Raw genomic sequence first — 13204 nt, forward strand, 5'->3', positions numbered from 1 at the left:
GGACACATGCCAGTATATGACAATGGCAATGCCCCCACCCAAACACATTAATAAGAAAAGCGCAGGCGCCTTGCTAGCCCCGACAGGCATAAGACAAGCCCTGACGTGGCGGTCTTTGCCACAGAAGGGATTGACTTATGACCCCGAGGGGCTAGGCGCTGGAGCTAGACAAATAGAAAAGCGCAGGCGCCTTGCTAGCCCCGACAGGCATAAGACAAGCCCTGACGTGGCGGTCTTTGCCACAGAAGGGATTGACTTATGACCCCGAGGGGCTAGGCGCCCGGAGCTAGACAATAAGAAAAGCGCTTGGTAAGCCTCGAGTTTTATTTAAAAACCGGTTATCAAACCCAATCTAATGTAAAAAAGAGCCTGCCAACGCAGACCCGTTATTAATACCTACCAGAAGAAAAGCGGTAATAGCGCAAGGCTAGCAATGGCTGCTAATGCTATACCCCAGCCATAGCCACCACCATAGCCACCACCATAGCCACCACCATAGCCACCACCATAGCCACCATATCCATAGCCACCTAAGTTTCTAGAAGGTAAAGGTTGGAGATATACGTGGGACTTATTTACTTTAGTAATAATGCCTCTGTGAATTCTCCCTTCACGCGTCCTAATTTTCACCGGTCGTCCGACACATGTCGTACATTGTTTATAATAAGACATAAAAAGTTGTCACCTTCCCCTAAATTATTGTTTAAAAATGAGCAAGTTTGTGTTAAAAGAACTCGCTCTTTCTTTTATATAGTATGTATTATCATCTATAGTTGATTGGACACTTATCTAATCAGTCGGATATAAACTAAATAATAGAGTTAACAACTTGCAAAAAAAAACTGAAAATTCAAAGAGATATCCTTTTATTCCCACATAGAATATTGCAAGTTACACATTAATATAATGATATATTGGACAAGTAAAGAGAGGTTAATACTCGATTGTAATAAGCGGGGTTCCGATAGTAAACACTGTATTTCCACTTAAGGAATCATATCGACTTAAAAAAAGGCAAATGTTAAATCACTAAAGGATACATCCTAGAATAATTGGAAGAAAATCCATACAATTTTTTATAATTAATGGTTGACTCCGTACCATAGTACAGACTGTAGTATGAGCTTACAGGGGGTGAACGAACAAATGAAGGGATTATCAACAAGTGAAGTAGCGAAAGAGTGTGACGTCAATGTTGAAACAATTAGATATTATGAAAGGCGAAATCTTATACCAGAAGTCCCTCGTACCGAATCAGGTTACCGTGTTTTCTCAACTGATATTGTTGATCGAATTAAGTTCATTAAACGTGCACAACAATTAGATTTTTCACTTACTGAGATTAAAAAATTAATTGGTATAACAGAAAATGATAGCAGCTTTACTGCTCAAGAAATACAGCAATTTGCCGAGAACAAGTTAGCAGAAATCGAATCGAAAATAAGTGGTTTAAAAAATGTTCAGTCCATATTACATGATTTACTTGAAAGGTGCTCAGGTAAAGGTTCAATTTGTGAGTGCCCTATCATTCAAAGCTTATCAGTAGATGGCAACAAACAGCCATGATATCCAGTACGGGTTGTTTAGGTGTATGTGTTTAAGTAAACTCTTTAAAGATTCATTTTTGGGGATTTTAAACCTCCTATACGGATATCACTGGTCAAGGTTTATTAAATAATTTATTTAATAATAATTGACCAATTATAAAGGAGGAACTTGTGATGATGCATTCTGGAAAATTACTTTAAAAGTAAAAGGGATACTTTCAGTCATCTGGCAAGAAAGGAGAAATGAAATATGAGTAAAAACCGTGCTTTTACTTATTGGTCATTTATTTTGATCGTTGCGCTACTAAGTATTGTAGCCTTTACCGGGTACTTGTTATATCCACGATTTGATTTGCCCAGTGTCACTGGTGCAGGGCTTCTCTTAATAGCAGTTGGTGCAGGTGTTGCATCATTTTTTGCACCTTGTTCTTTTCCACTGCTTGTAACATTACTTAGTCGTGAAGTTGGTGCTAATGAAGAAGATGGCTCTCGTAACAGAAACCGAAAAGCCTTCACCTTTGCTACAGCCTTGTCATTAGGAGCTACAGCCTTTTTAGTGCTGTCTGGAATCATCTTGTCACTCGGAGGTAGGGCTTTATTTGCTAACTTTACCTTTGCAAGTCCCCAAGCAATAACACTTAGGGCAGTGGTAGGTGTTTCACTTATTCTTTTGGGACTAATACAGGCGGGAGTTATTCATGTTAAAGGGTTTGGGAAAATTGGGAGTTTAGCTAAACCTCTTCTTAAAGCCCAAGCAAAACAACGAAAAGAAAATCCCAAACGTGCTTTTTTTATTTATGGATTCGGCTATTTAGTTGCAGGTTTTGGTTGAACAGGTCCAATCCTAGTCGGTCTGGCTGGGTTAGCATCTACAACTGGCGGGTTTACAGCTTCAATCTTAGCTTTTCTAGTTGCTTCCGTTGTGATTGTCGTTCTCATGTTTAGTCTTTCATTTGCTATTGGAAGGGCACAAGAGGGAATGGTCGAAAAACTAAAACTTAATGCTCCGACCATTAAGCGCTGGGGAGCCTATATTCTTATAGGGGTTGGAGTTTGGTTCATTATCCTCACGATATTCACTGGATTCTTTGCGAAAATCTATCCAGTATAACCTTAAAAAATAACCTTATGTAAAAAGGGATAGCAAACGCTGCTATCCCTTTTTACGAAATTGATATATGTTGTTGTTTACTTGTTGACATTAATCTATGCCGATCGTTCGTGTACACTTGAGGGTTATAACTTCGGGATATTTTCCAAAATCTCAGCCATGGTAAAGGAAATGCAAGGGATGATAGGGGAGGTAACAAGTTCAGTTCCTTGGAAAATATTCGTAAGTTCATACCTTTCTTCTTTTAGGGTATATGCTTCTAATATCCCTGCTTCCGGATCTACAATCCAATATTCGGAAATTTGAAAAGCAGCATAAGTTTTTAACTTATCAAGCTTATCTCGTTTTAAAGTGGATGGTGAAAGGATTTCAACTACAAGATCTGGTGCACCTTCTATTCCTCGTCTACTTAAGATATTCATACGTTTTCTATCAACTAGAACAAGATCTGGCTGCCGAACTTCGGTGGAAGATAAAATGACGTCAATCGGGGCATACAAAGCAATGTAATCTGCTTCACAGCTTGCAGTAATATTTTTATAGATTTCAGAGCTAACTAATTGATGCGTGACGGATGGGGCTGGGCTCATCAACTCTAAGCGACCTCCAGCTAATTCATAGCGGTTATCATCGTTTAAAGATGCATAATCATCATACGTGAGACCATTTTCTTTAACATAATTAGAATTTAAAAAAACTTCTTTTTTCGTATTTTTACCACTCATTAAGAACCCTCCTTTTTAAATATTATAGCATAGGTCATTAACCTATCTACTTCGTTAACAAGACTATTTTGTGTTAAAATTAGAGGAGCAACATTCGAAAGGAATGGGAATTAATGAGTAAAACAGTCGTCTTAGCAGAAAAGCCTTCCGTTGGTCGGGATATTGCGCGGGTATTGAAATGTAACAAAAAGGGCAATGGTTTTTTCGAAGGATCTAACTACATCGTAACATGGGCACTTGGGCATTTAGTAACCTTGGCCGACCCAGAGGTTTACGATGATAAATATAAAACGTGGAAGCTTGAAGACTTGCCGATGCTCCCACCACATTTAAAGCTAGTTGTTATTAAAAAAACGGGCAAGCAGTTCAGTACGGTGAAAACACAGTTAACGAGAAAAGACGTAACGGAAATTGTCATAGCAACCGACGCTGGTCGGGAGGGTGAGCTTGTCGCGCGTTGGATTATTGAAAAAGCGCGCGTCAACAAGCCGATCAAACGGTTATGGATTTCTTCTGTCACGGATAAAGCAATTCTAGATGGTTTTAATAAATTAAAGCCGGCTAAACAATACGATAACCTTTATGCCTCTGCCGTAGCACGCTCAGAAGCGGACTGGTATGTCGGGTTAAATGCAACACGGGCACTAACAACGAAGTTTAATGCCCAGCTATCTAGTGGCCGTGTTCAAACGCCGACACTAGCAATGATTGCAAAACGGGAAGAAGAGATTAAAAGTTTTAAGCCCCAAGATTATTATGGTATCCAAGCAGCGACTAAGCAAGGTTTTAGCTTAACCTATCGAAATGAACGGAATGAGACGAGAATCTTCGCTAAGGATAAGGCCCAAAAGCTTATCAGTGAACTAAAAGGAAAACCAGGAACGATAACTAATCTTGATACGAAGCAGAAAAAAAGCTTTGCACCACAGTTGTATGACCTAACCGAATTACAACGAGAAGCGAATAAAGTATTTGGCTTTTCGGGCAAACAAACGCTATCGATTATGCAGAAGCTCTATGAACAGCACAAGGTTTTAACATATCCTAGAACAGATTCAAGATATATTTCCGAAGACATCGTTCCTACGTTAAAGGACCGGTTGAAGGCGAGTGGTGTTGATCAATATGCAAAGGACGCTACTCGTATCGTGAAAAACGGTATCAAAACGAGTAAGGCATTTGTTGATGATACAAAAGTATCTGATCACCATGCGATCATTCCGACAGAACAACCGGTCTATTTATCTAAACTAGATGATAATGAACGAAAAATTTATGACCTTGTCGTAAAACGCTTTTTAGCAGTGTTATCACCGCCGTTTGAATATGAAGAGATGACCTTAACGGTTGATGTCGGTGGGGAGCGCTTTACTGCTAAAGGAAAGACAGTCAAGAAATTAGGCTGGAAGGAAGTCTATCAGAACAAGTATGAAGACGATGATTCTGATGAAAAAGATCAATTGCTACCGAGCCTAAAACAAGGGGAAATTCTTCATGGGCTTACAGTCAAATTGACGTCAGGTCAAACGAAACCACCAGAGCGCTTTACGGAGGGTGCTTTGTTACAAGCGATGGAAAGCCCAGTGAAATATATGGAAGACAAGGACAAACAGCTTGTCAAAACGATGACGCAAACAGGTGGTCTTGGTACGGTCGCGACCCGAGCTGATATCATTGAAAAATTGTTTAACAGCTTTTACATGGAGAAAAAGGGAAAGTATCTCTATTTAACGTCGAAGGGTAAACAGTTACTTGACTTAGTTCCAGCCGATTTAAAGTCGCCTTCGTTAACGGCAGAGTGGGAGCAAAAGCTTGCCGAAATCTCAGAAGGGAAATTGAAGAAAGATACGTTCATAACAGAGATGAAGGGTTATGCAAAAACTGTCGTTCATCAAATTAAACATAGTGATGAAAAGTTTAAGCATGACAATATCACTGGTACCAAATGTCCCGAATGTGGCAAGTTAATGCTTGAGGTAAATGGCAAGAAAGGCAGAATGTTAGTCTGTCAGGACCGTGAATGTGGTGAAAAGAAAAACATCGCAAAAAAGACAAATGCGAGATGTCCAAACTGTCATAAGAAATTGGAATTACGCGGTGAAGGGGAAGGCCAAATGTTTACGTGCAAATGTGGTCATCGCGAAAAACTGTCAACGTTCCAAAAGCGTAAGAAAAATCAAAACAACAACAAGGCAAATAAGCATGATGTGAACAAGTATTTGAAAAGGCAGGATGATTCATTTACGAACACAGCACTTGCTGAAGCACTAGCAAAGCTTAAAGAAAAATAATTAATACAAATAGATCAATGACAAAGCATAAGCACACAGGTGCTAAAACATGTTTCAGCACCTGTGTGCATATACTGGGAATTAGGCACTACATTTATCATTTTGATTATATTTATGTTACAAACAAGTAACCATGCATACTTTATTAAATAAATAGTTTACAATTGAGTTAGTATTTCCGTGTGATCAATGAAATCTGAAAAACAAATAAGAGGAGTTTGCAGCTTGATGGAATTACTTGGATTATTGGAAAACATTCCTTATCAACAAGACACTTTTTTTGACCTAAGTCAAAGAAAAGTTCTAGGTATAGCGGAATCTTCAGCTAAAACAGAAAATGGCTTTGTGTTTGTTGCGATTAAAGGGACACAGCATGACGGGCATCAATACATACAAGATGCAATTACGAGAGGTGCAACTGCCATTGTGGGTGAGGATGAGGTGGAGCAAGAACTATCCGTTCCCTATTTGAGAGTGGAGAATAGTAGGGAAGTGTTAGGTAGATTAGCTAACAATTTTTACCACAATCCTTCAAAATCTAAAGTAATGATTGGTGTAACAGGTACAAATGGGAAGACGACTACGAGCTATTTAATTAAACATATTCTTGAGACAAATGGGATATCATGTTCATTAATCGGAACTATTCAAACAATTATCAATGGAAAAAGTGAAAAATCAATCAATACAACCCCAAGTAGTTTAACCATCAATCAATTGCTTGCTAAAAGTGAGGACTTAGTCGTTATTTTAGAAGCTTCCTCTCATGGATTGTCTCAGTATCGGCTTGAAGGAATCCAGTTTGATGTTTGTATTTTCTTAAATCTAACTCATGATCACTTAGATTATCATAAATCATTAGAAGAATACTTCCAATCAAAAGCATCTCTCTTCCATAAATTGAAAAACGGTGGAATAGCAATTATAAATACCGATGATTACTGGGGTGGAAAATTATTCAACCAACTGCAAGGTAAAGTTGATACTTTTTCTGTTGGTAACTCCGATCATAACGACTACGTGATTGATTGGACAAATCAATTGATTAAATCAAAGAAAAATAACGGTGAAAATGAATGGGAACAACATAAAATTGAATTCCCAATGGCAGGAATTCATAATATGTATAATGCTTCGATGGCATTTGTTGCGGCTGAAAAGCTTGCTGTTACTAAAGAGCAAATTATTGCTGCAATTGAAAATTTTCCAGGTGTTGACGGCCGGTTTGAAGTGTTTAAACAGGATAATGGTTCAACGGTTGTCATTGATTATGCCCATACGGCAGACGCTATCTTCCATTGTTTACAAACAGCAAAAAGTCAGGGAGCAAAAAGAATCGTTCATATTTTTGGATTTCGAGGCAATCGGGATGAAACAAAACGGAAAGAAATGCTACAAATTAGTGCAGACTTAAGTGATCAATATATCTTAACGTTAGATGACTTAAATAATGTAAAATTAAAAGAAATGCTAGAAACACTCGAAGCGTTACAAGGTAAGTTTGGCAATGATAAAGGGGTTATTATGCCAGATCGAACCTTAGCGATTGAGTACGCCATGACTAATAGTCAAAGCGGTGATTGGATTATTGTTACAGGTAAAGGTCATGAGCGATATCAACAAACCTTTGCCTTGCCAATTGCATCAGACAGAGAGACTGTCACTTTCCTACAGCAACAGAAAAAGATGATCGATTAACAGGAGTGGCCCACCAGTTGTGGGTCATTTGATTTTATGAAAGATACGAGGGTATCAGGGAGAATTAAATGAATATTTAAATCTGCAAAGAAACTACACATTTATTGTTTAAACTAATAGAAGTGAAACACACGATTAAATCTAGTTTATTAGCGTAAGTACAATTAGGAGGTTTTTGGAGATGATGATGGGTGGAGGAATACTTAGTATGCTCCTTTGGATTATCATTCTTGGCTTTGTGATTTATGGAATTGTTCTGTTAGTCATGAAACCGTTTGAAAAAGATAATCAAGAGGATAAATCGATACTAATACTAAAAGAACGATATGCAAGAGGAGAAATCGATGAACAAGAGTTTGAGGAAAAAAAAGCAAAATTAAAGGACTAAATAGTAAGGCTCTTCACAAAAACAACAAATTTATTGTTTACAATGGAAGTGTTCTAGTAACAAATGGAAAGGAGATGAAAAAATGAAACTGAAAAAGGTACCTTTTGTATTATCCTTTGCAACTGCAGCACTATTGGTGGTGGGCACAACAACATTTGCCGAAGAAGACAGTAGTGGAATGGGTAACATGATGAATGGCAATGGTATGACAAACATGATGGAAAATGGCAACATGTCTAACATGATGGAAGCAATGAATTCACCGGAAGGCCAAGAAATGATGAATTCGTGCAGCAATTTCATGAGTTCCTATGACGCAGAAGCTGATACAGAATCAGAGTAAATAGAAAAAATCTCCCGAGCTCGGGAGATTTTTTTGCTTTTGCCTACCTTAGTCTAACCAAGGCGCTTTCGCTTTTCTATGTCTAGCTCCAGCGCCTAGCCCTTCGAGTCGTAAGACAATCCTCTACATGGCAGAGACCGCCATTACGAGGCTTGTCTTACGCTTTTCAGGGCTGACCAAGGCGCTTTCGCTTTTCTATGTCTAGCTCCAGCGCCTAGCCCTTCGAGTCGTAAGACAATCCTCTACATGGCAAAGACCGCCATTACGAGGCTTATCTTACGCTTTTCAGGGCTGACCAAGGCGCTTTCGCTTTTCTATGTCTAGCTCCAGCGCCTAGCCCCTCGGGGTCATAAGTCAATCCCTTCTGTGGCAAAGACCGCCACGTCAGGTCTTGTCTTATGCCTGTCGGGGCTAGCAAGGCGCTTTCGCTTTTCTTATAGCCCAAGTGTTTCGTTTGGTACTTTAATTCGAAATGAAATGTTGTTCTTTTTTAAATCGAATTGTTGTACTTTCACTTTGAAATTACTCTTTATTTTCATTTGGGTAACTGCGATATAAATATTCTCCTCCTTAGGATTTATCACGACCCATTCAGGGACAGGTAAACTCTTCTTTAGGTATTGTAGTACTTTTTGATTCGGTAGATCAAGTAGCCCTATTGATATCTTTTTCTGGTGAAGAATAATATCTCCATTTTCTTGAACGTCTGGTTCGAGCGTGATGGAGATCGGTATGTCTGTTTGAAAGGCTTCAATAGATCCCATCAAGTGAACATTTTCGCTAAAATCAACAGCGAAGTCTTGAGCTTTTCCCTTTAATAGTTTATCAATATACGCATTTACTAGTTCACTCAAATTTTCCTTACTTGACTGAACGGTGAACTCTGCACCCGATTCTTCTTCGATAAACTCTTTATCTGGCACTTCACCTTCAGATACTGGCCATAATACGAATATTAGTGCAAGAAATAGTAAGAACATATTAATGCCAAGTAATGCTAAAAAAAAGACTTTCCAGTTTCGACTTTTCATTGTGCGTTCACCTTTTCTTGCAATTGTGCCTCTTCTTTTTTTTCGATGGAAGGTTTAATATAATGAAATACACGTTCAGCAATCAATTGATACCCGTCAACGTTCGGGTGGAAATTATCCTCCCAAAATAAATTTTTGTCCGAATTTTTAAATAAATCTACAACAGGAACATACGTGACACGGTCATACTCACTTGCTACGGTTAAAATCGCATTATTCCAATTCTCGGTTATCATGTTTAACTGGACTATATCGCCAAAGTATTTTTCAAAAGGATTGTACAGTCCAATCAAGAAAACATCAGCATCCGGATTAATCGACCGTATGTTATTTACTATTTTGCGAAGACGTACTTCGTAAAGAACCATTTCTTCTTCAAACGGCTCGTATCGAAGGTCCATGAACGTACTTTTCACTACTTTCATAATATCATTTGCACCAATTGTAATAAGGACTAAATCTGTTTCTTTCATCGATTCCATAATTTCTGGTTCGTCTAGCCGTTTAAGTAGTTGGTCAGACCGGTTCCCTCGTTTCCCATAATTTTGAATAGTGATGTTTTGATTACTGTCTTGAAACGAATTTTGAAGAATTCCAACATATCCACCGTTTTTAGTAGTATCTCCAACACCTTGTGTTAGAGAATCTCCTATAGCCACAATCAGAAGGTTCTCTTTATAAAATAAACCAAGCGCACCATCAATCACATAGCGAACCTTTTCTTTAATTTCGTCTGTTAAAGTAGTATCGTCATCTTTGTCAGTGGTGGTGGTTGAATCTTTATCTCGATCCGTTTTTTGTAGAGCCTCTTCCTGTTGTTTCTCCATTTGTATATTCATTACTTTAGGAACAGAGGAGGAGTTAGTTGAAAATAGGAAATACGAAGTTACCGATAATACACCAAGTAATAGAATGGACCCTGAAACCAAGATTGCCCGCTTACGCATTTCCATCACACCTAATTATATAGTTGTCGTTTATTACATTTTCCCTTATTTATGTTGACTAAAACACAGGACTGCCTAAATTTCTATTCAAATGTAGTATTCATTCTATTTTAAAATAATAATGGAAAGGTTTGCAACAACATTTTTTTCCATCTTGATAGGAGATGGTGAAGTCTGTCATTGATATATACTACCACAGCGAGTCTATAATTTTATCAACACTTCTCTAAAATTAGAAGGGAAACCGCTGATGAGAATGTCTATACATAAATCAGGTAAGATCGATCCATTCATTAACCAAATAAACCTTTTTTTCATAAACTAGTTAAAAATGGAAGGAGGTAGTTTTAATGTCAGACGAGTCCAAAAAACGTAAAAAGAAGAGGGAACTTACTGAATTAAATAATGATTTATTTCAAGCGATGGAGCATCTATTCCGTAGTCCATCTACTAGTAGTTTGTTTGATTCGATTGATTCTTTCTTTCAAGACCAATTAATCCCAGCCAAAGCTGCCGTAGATATGTATGAGACTGATACCGAATGGGTCGTTCTTGTTGATTTACCAGGTGTAGATAAGCAGAATATTTATATTGATGTTATAGGTGATCGTTTGAAAATTGCGGTTAAGGATGATCAGGATTCAGAGGCGTATGATGAGCAGCAATCGTTTTACCAACGGGAGCGGAGGTTTTTCCAAACCGAGCGTGTTGTACAGCTACCGTATGAAATAAATAAAAATGAAACAAAAGCAATCTATAAAAATGGTGTGTTAGATATCCGAGGGCCGAAAACACCAAAGTCTAATCATAGGCTAGACATTGATTAGTAAATCGACTCACATAAATAATCCATCCATCCCCGTAACGTCGGGAATGGATGGTTTTTGTTTTCAATAGAAGCAAAATTAAAAGAGTGTCTACGATTCAGTGCCTCTTCTTGTCTTAATTTCCAAGTGATTTTCGTTTTACTAGGAAACGTTGCTCTTGCTTTTTAAACCACTTTGTTCGAGAGATGGTATAGATGGCTAATGCAGTCCAAATACATAGGAAAGCAATCAAATGGGCTTTGGTGAATGGCTCATGATATAAGAACACACCTAGGAACAACATTAACGTTGGAGCAATATATTGTAAGAACCCAATCATCGATAATGGAATTCGTTTAGCACCACTAGCGAACAACAATAATGGAATAGCGGTAGCGACACCAGACAGGATTAATAAGACCGTCGTAGATGACGTGAAATCAGGTGCTATGCCACTATCAATTTGATGGTATAGTAGGTAAAACAATGCAATCGGTGCAACAATTAATGTCTCAATTGTTAAGCCGAACATCGAGCTAATGTGAACTGTTTTCTTTAGTAAGCCATAAAGTCCGAATGATAACGCGAGGACAATCGATATCCATGGGAATACGCCAAAGTTCATTGTTAAATAGACAACCCCAACTGCTGCTAATAGAAAAGAAAAGATTTGCCACTTTGTTAATTTTTCTTTTAATAGTATCATTCCTAGCAGAATACTTATTAAAGGATTGATATAGTATCCAAGACTTGCTTGAATAACATGGTCATTATTCACTGCTTAAATTAAATGGAAAATGAAGGAATTTAATCTATCATGTAGAATATTTAATTTGAAGGAGGAGGAAAAAAGTGGAAGAAAAAATAGCTATCTTTTACTTGGCGGATAAAGATAACTATTTCTTCTAAATTAAATTCCACATTATAAAACTCTTAACTATTATATAATATGGAGGTCTAACTATGTTAAAGAAAAAACTTTTTAATCTATCAACTTTTTTAATTTTAACTTTGGCTTTTTTTAGTGTAAACCCTATTAGTTCGTTAGCGGCTGACCAATCTGATTGTTCTTCTGATGGTGTTAGATGTCAAGAGGTTGAGATGTTCCAAGGAGAAAAGTCAGCCTCTACTAATAGCATTTATGTATCAAAAGGTAGTTACATTTATTGGGGAGCAAGTACGTATGATGATAGCCAGTTTCAAGTTGGAGCGTATCTATATGATCCGGACTTAAATCTTATCGGCGAAATTGGAGTTGCAGGATCCGGAGGTATAGATTGGGATCAAATAAGAGCTGAGCAAAGTGGAGACTATTTTGTAGTATTAAAAAGTGGTGACAGCTCCCAAGGTAGATCCCACGCATATGCCTATTTAGAAACTTATTATTAAAATTATTAAAATAAAACTATTTATAAATAATATTTACTAGGACAGATTTTTATGACAAAATCTGTCCCTTTCTTTTTTAGTGATTAATTAATTGATTCGGCTACTTTTATAATCACATTTTCATCATATTTTTCTGAATTTGTTATTCCAATAGTGTATTGAAATTTATCTTTTTGAAATAATAATACCCTAGTTTGAGATTTATTCGACGATCCAATTTTTTTGATTAAAGCATTTGTTCCATCTTTTAAAGTAAAGTTTGAATTTTTTTCAAAAGGTTTATTCGGATTGACGTATAATTTTAATACATCACCTTTATCTTCACCTAAAAACGCCAATATTAGTCTATTGTCATCATCTATTTTTCCAAATTTGTTACTAATTTTAAAAGGCATTTTTTTAGGTAGATATACTTTAGCATCAACTATTTTTTCATACTGTGTTATGGCTTTATTTGCCTCTATAAAATTCATCGACTTATAGATTTCTTCAGTTGTCATCGGTTTTTTGGATTTAATATTAACTTTTTCATCTTCTTTATTTATGAATCCAGTTAATATTAAAAATAGCGAAATGGTTATAGCAATTATTAATATTTTTTTCATACTTCACCTCCATTTATTACTATGGTCTAATATCTGCAATTTATTCTTTAACTTTCCCCCGAATTACAAGCGGATACAATCATAAGTACAAGTGTTAATATGGATTAAAAGAAGAAGATTTAGACATGATTGTTGAAGAAGCGATGCAATCAGGTAATGTTCCTGTAAATCCAGTAAAGCCATCACTCGAGGATTTGATATTTTTTTAATGCTACCCACTATTTCACTACAAGTTTTCCGGTTCGAAATCAATCACCTCCTTAAATGAATTACCTTTGATAATTAACTGGGCTTAAAGTGAGATTAGTAGCGAAGCACTAAAG

Annotated in this window: 15 protein-coding genes; 8 read left to right on the plus strand and 7 right to left on the minus strand. The window is 37.1% G+C overall.

What is annotated here, in order from left to right; translation table 11 throughout:
* Positions 1-396 precede the first annotated feature (396 nt).
* Positions 397-672, minus strand: coding sequence for a hypothetical protein (locus NC799_RS17420; protein WP_272447704.1), 276 nt, complete (start codon positions 670-672; stop codon positions 397-399).
* A gap of 474 nt (positions 673-1146) precedes the next feature.
* On the opposite strand from NC799_RS17420, the gene NC799_RS17425 reads away from it, so the two are divergent.
* Both NC799_RS17425 and NC799_RS17430 read left to right on the plus strand, forming a co-directional pair.
* Positions 1147-1566 carry a MerR family transcriptional regulator gene (locus NC799_RS17425; protein WP_272447705.1) on the plus strand — a complete coding sequence of 140 codons (420 nt, stop codon included), beginning with the start codon at positions 1147-1149 and terminating at the stop codon, positions 1564-1566.
* A 231-nt stretch (positions 1567-1797) separates the two neighbouring features.
* A complete protein-coding gene (locus NC799_RS17430) occupies positions 1798-2379 on the plus strand; it encodes a cytochrome c biogenesis CcdA family protein (RefSeq protein WP_272447706.1) in 582 nt (193 codons plus the stop codon).
* Here the strand turns inward: NC799_RS17430 and NC799_RS17435 are convergent.
* Both NC799_RS17435 and NC799_RS17440 read right to left on the minus strand, forming a co-directional pair.
* Positions 2355-2486: a hypothetical protein gene (locus tag NC799_RS17435; RefSeq protein WP_272447707.1), complete on the minus strand. Its 132-nt coding sequence runs from the start codon at positions 2484-2486 to the stop codon at positions 2355-2357. The two genes, NC799_RS17430 and NC799_RS17435, sit on opposite strands and share 25 nt — an antisense overlap.
* A gap of 297 nt (positions 2487-2783) precedes the next feature.
* Positions 2784-3383 (minus strand): Uma2 family endonuclease, encoded by a 600-nt coding sequence (locus NC799_RS17440; RefSeq protein ID WP_272447708.1) that lies wholly within the window; start codon positions 3381-3383, stop codon positions 2784-2786.
* Between the two features lie 113 nt (positions 3384-3496).
* Here NC799_RS17440 and NC799_RS17445 point away from each other — a divergent pair, with 113 nt between their 5' ends.
* The 4 genes from NC799_RS17445 (at position 3497) to NC799_RS17460 (ending at position 8103) form a co-directional block, all read left to right on the plus strand.
* Entirely contained in the window at positions 3497-5674 is a 2178-nt protein-coding gene (locus NC799_RS17445) for a DNA topoisomerase III (RefSeq protein ID WP_272447709.1), read from the plus strand.
* Positions 5675-5902: 228 nt separating this feature from the next.
* Positions 5903-7372 carry a UDP-N-acetylmuramoyl-L-alanyl-D-glutamate--2,6-diaminopimelate ligase gene (locus NC799_RS17450; protein WP_272447719.1) on the plus strand — a complete coding sequence of 490 codons (1470 nt, stop codon included), beginning with the start codon at positions 5903-5905 and terminating at the stop codon, positions 7370-7372.
* A gap of 181 nt (positions 7373-7553) precedes the next feature.
* Positions 7554-7760, plus strand: a complete 207-nt coding sequence (locus NC799_RS17455; RefSeq protein WP_272447710.1) for an SHOCT domain-containing protein — start codon at positions 7554-7556, stop codon at positions 7758-7760.
* Positions 7761-7842: 82 nt separating this feature from the next.
* Positions 7843-8103 (plus strand): hypothetical protein, encoded by a 261-nt coding sequence (locus tag NC799_RS17460; RefSeq protein ID WP_272447712.1) that lies wholly within the window; start codon positions 7843-7845, stop codon positions 8101-8103.
* Positions 8104-8537: 434 nt separating this feature from the next.
* Here NC799_RS17460 and NC799_RS17465 read toward each other — a convergent pair whose 3' ends face one another.
* Together NC799_RS17465 and NC799_RS17470 are read right to left on the minus strand one after the other, a co-directional pair.
* On the minus strand, positions 8538-9134 hold the full coding sequence (locus NC799_RS17465; protein WP_272447713.1) for a YpmS family protein: 597 nt from the start codon (positions 9132-9134) through the stop codon (positions 8538-8540).
* Positions 9131-10081: an SGNH/GDSL hydrolase family protein gene (locus tag NC799_RS17470; RefSeq protein WP_272447714.1), complete on the minus strand. Its 951-nt coding sequence runs from the start codon at positions 10079-10081 to the stop codon at positions 9131-9133. Before NC799_RS17470 ends, NC799_RS17465 begins: the two co-directional genes overlap by 4 nt.
* A gap of 350 nt (positions 10082-10431) precedes the next feature.
* Between NC799_RS17470 and NC799_RS17475 the strand changes: the two genes are divergently transcribed.
* Positions 10432-10908 carry an Hsp20/alpha crystallin family protein gene (locus NC799_RS17475; RefSeq protein WP_272447715.1) on the plus strand — a complete coding sequence of 159 codons (477 nt, stop codon included), beginning with the start codon at positions 10432-10434 and terminating at the stop codon, positions 10906-10908.
* A gap of 115 nt (positions 10909-11023) precedes the next feature.
* On the opposite strand, the gene rarD is transcribed toward NC799_RS17475, so the two are convergent.
* A complete protein-coding gene (gene rarD, locus NC799_RS17480; RefSeq protein ID WP_272447716.1) occupies positions 11024-11665 on the minus strand; it encodes an EamA family transporter RarD in 642 nt (213 codons plus the stop codon).
* Between the two features lie 185 nt (positions 11666-11850).
* Between rarD and NC799_RS17485 the strand changes: the two genes are divergently transcribed.
* Positions 11851-12276: a hypothetical protein gene (locus NC799_RS17485; protein WP_272447717.1), complete on the plus strand. Its 426-nt coding sequence runs from the start codon at positions 11851-11853 to the stop codon at positions 12274-12276.
* Positions 12277-12359: 83 nt separating this feature from the next.
* Here the strand turns inward: NC799_RS17485 and NC799_RS17490 are convergent, their stop codons facing one another.
* A complete protein-coding gene (locus tag NC799_RS17490; RefSeq protein ID WP_272447718.1) occupies positions 12360-12881 on the minus strand; it encodes a hypothetical protein in 522 nt (173 codons plus the stop codon).
* Between the last annotated feature and the right edge of the window lie 323 nt (positions 12882-13204).

The sequence above is a fragment of the Aquibacillus salsiterrae genome, assembly GCF_028416595.1.
In the GTDB taxonomy this organism is placed as follows: domain Bacteria; phylum Bacillota; class Bacilli; order Bacillales; family Amphibacillaceae; genus Aquibacillus_A; species Aquibacillus_A salsiterrae.

Bases quoted from the DNA above. Each gene is read 5' to 3' on its own strand.
- NC799_RS17430 (WP_272447706.1), top strand. From the start codon at position 1,798: ATGAGTAAAAACCGTGCTTTTACTTATTGGTCATTTATTTTGATCGTT.
- NC799_RS17450 (WP_272447719.1), top strand. From the start codon at position 5,903: ATGGAATTACTTGGATTATTGGAAAACATTCCTTATCAACAAGACACT.
- NC799_RS17440 (WP_272447708.1), bottom strand. From the start codon at position 3,383: ATGAGTGGTAAAAATACGAAAAAAGAAGTTTTTTTAAATTCTAATTAT.
- NC799_RS17485 (WP_272447717.1), top strand. From the start codon at position 11,851: ATGTTAAAGAAAAAACTTTTTAATCTATCAACTTTTTTAATTTTAACT.
- NC799_RS17425 (WP_272447705.1), top strand. From the start codon at position 1,147: ATGAAGGGATTATCAACAAGTGAAGTAGCGAAAGAGTGTGACGTCAAT.
- NC799_RS17490 (WP_272447718.1), bottom strand. From the start codon at position 12,881: ATGAAAAAAATATTAATAATTGCTATAACCATTTCGCTATTTTTAATA.
- NC799_RS17445 (WP_272447709.1), top strand. From the start codon at position 3,497: ATGAGTAAAACAGTCGTCTTAGCAGAAAAGCCTTCCGTTGGTCGGGAT.
- NC799_RS17420 (WP_272447704.1), bottom strand. From the start codon at position 672: ATGTCTTATTATAAACAATGTACGACATGTGTCGGACGACCGGTGAAA.
- NC799_RS17470 (WP_272447714.1), bottom strand. From the start codon at position 10,081: ATGCGTAAGCGGGCAATCTTGGTTTCAGGGTCCATTCTATTACTTGGT.
- NC799_RS17455 (WP_272447710.1), top strand. From the start codon at position 7,554: ATGATGATGGGTGGAGGAATACTTAGTATGCTCCTTTGGATTATCATT.
- NC799_RS17475 (WP_272447715.1), top strand. From the start codon at position 10,432: ATGTCAGACGAGTCCAAAAAACGTAAAAAGAAGAGGGAACTTACTGAA.
- NC799_RS17465 (WP_272447713.1), bottom strand. From the start codon at position 9,134: ATGAAAAGTCGAAACTGGAAAGTCTTTTTTTTAGCATTACTTGGCATT.
- NC799_RS17435 (WP_272447707.1), bottom strand. From the start codon at position 2,486: ATGAGAACGACAATCACAACGGAAGCAACTAGAAAAGCTAAGATTGAA.
- NC799_RS17460 (WP_272447712.1), top strand. From the start codon at position 7,843: ATGAAACTGAAAAAGGTACCTTTTGTATTATCCTTTGCAACTGCAGCA.